Origin of the sequence: Haloferula sp. (assembly GCF_049672945.1) — a bacterium.
GTDB lineage: Bacteria > Verrucomicrobiota > Verrucomicrobiia > Verrucomicrobiales > Akkermansiaceae > Haloferula.
In genome coordinates, this window is the sequence record NZ_JBATWY010000257.1 from 1 (window position 1) to 1,890 (window position 1,890).

General features: G+C 58.3%; 1 protein-coding gene and 1 pseudogene. Both read left to right on the plus strand.

Annotated elements, in window-relative coordinates; genetic code table 11:
• A pseudogene (locus tag WBG04_RS22175) lies at positions 1 to 1,200 on the plus strand (hypothetical protein); the annotation flags it as partial.
• A gap of 494 nt (positions 1,201 to 1,694) precedes the next feature.
• The coding region (locus WBG04_RS22180) for a hypothetical protein (protein ID WP_424317119.1) at positions 1,695 to 1,890 on the plus strand (196 nt) is incomplete at its 3' end.

Below are 1,890 nucleotides of genomic sequence, written 5' to 3' on the forward strand. Positions count from 1 at the left end.
GGAATCACCAACGCCACAGGAGGCAGCGTCACGGTAGACTCTGCGATCGGCGGCTATACAAACCTGAACCTGCACGCCAATGATCTCATAAACCACGGCCAGTTCCAACTCACCGGGAACACCACGGCGCGATTGGCAAACTACACAACAAGCTCGACCGCCACTTTCGTCAATTCCGCGAGCGGTACGGTTGAGATCCTCGGCACCGGCAGTCGCGACTTTGAACCTTCGCTCGACAACTCCGGACAATTGATGGTCTCCACGAATTGCAATTTCGGCGACAACAGCCCGCTCACCACCTCGATCAATGGCGGGGCTTTCCAGATCGAAGCCGGTGCGACAGCCCAACTCTGGGGCAACTTCACCAACGACTTCGGAGGCACGATCGGAGGCAATGGCACACTTGCCATCACGTCCGCTACCAGCTTCACGAACAATGGAACCATCGCGCCCGGAGCTTCCATCGGATCACTCACCATCACGGGCTCCCCATCCAATGGAACCACTGCAGGATTCGACATCGAACTCGACGCCACGGGTAATGACTTCCTTCAGGTCAATGGAAACCTGGCCCTCAACGGCACCCTGCGCCCGATGCCGATCAACGGCTTCGTGCCTTCGCCTACCGACAGCTTTGTCATCATGCAATGCACCGGAACTCTCAGCGGGAATTTCACAAGCATCCAGCAGCCGTTCGGCTTCGGGGTTTTCGTCGTTGAGGTGGATACCGTCAGCAAACAGGTGATCCTGAGCTTCGATCTGACCGGTCCGTTGAGCTTCGAGGATTTCCAATCGATCTACTTCACCCCTGAACAGATCGCCAATGGCGACGCCGACGCCGGGAACGACTTCGATGGCGATGGACTGAGCAACGAGCTCGAATGGATCCACGGTCTCGACCCGACGAGTCCCTTCCTTCCGGCCCCGCCCTTCCGCATCGAGCGCAATGGCGCGAACATCGACCTGATCTTCCTCGAGTCCAACCTTCTGCCCGCTTCGGTCCAAGTCGAGGTGCTGACCACTCTCGATCTCGTATCAACTCCGGGCATCGTGCCGTCGACGGACGCTCCCCGCACTTCGGAAACTCCCCTCCCCGGTTACCCGAATATCGATGAAGTGACCTTCCACCTCACCGATCCGACATGGACGGGCAGTGTCAAGCGCTTCTTCCAACTCGAGTTCACGGATACTCCTCCATAGGCAGAACAAACTGCCGGCAGAACAAGCATGTCCTTTTATTTTATTTAGTAGAGGGGATTCGGGGAGCGGTTCGGATCCGGGGCCGGCGTAGGGGTAGGTGCGAATACGGAGAGGACCAAGGCGAGCAGGAGCAGTCCAACGAGGCCAAGCCACCCCATGCCCCGGGTGGGAAGCGGCGGCGGCGATGGACTTGGGAAATTCACTTTTGGAGGCTACTGAAACGGGTCCGGAGTGGAAAGTCGTTTTCTCGTAGGAGGCAGGGCTGCTGGACGGTGGGGCGCGGCAGGAGCCACGCGGTCCGCTCCGCTGGATCCGCTTTCGCGGCAGGCGATTCGCCCGCCTCGGGGCTGCTGGTTTGATCTCCCACGGCTCCAGTCAGTCTTTTTTACCAATCCGAGATCGGGCTTTTACTTTGTTTTCTTAAAGTTCCTAAATGGGGGAGCGGTGGATGATTCGCTTCGCCTCCTAAGCTGAGCACCCAGGCTCTCTGCTCGATGATTTCCGGAATTCCCCAACGACTCCAATTGGCGCGACTGCTCCTGATTGCAGCGATCCTCCAAGCCCCGCTGAGGGCTGAGGAGTCGTTGGCAGAACGCTTTTCGAGTGAATGGGCATTGACCTGTAGGGAAATCGCGGCGATCGATTCCCAGCTGTCTGGGCTACCGTCGATTACGGTGGAAGACTTCGATG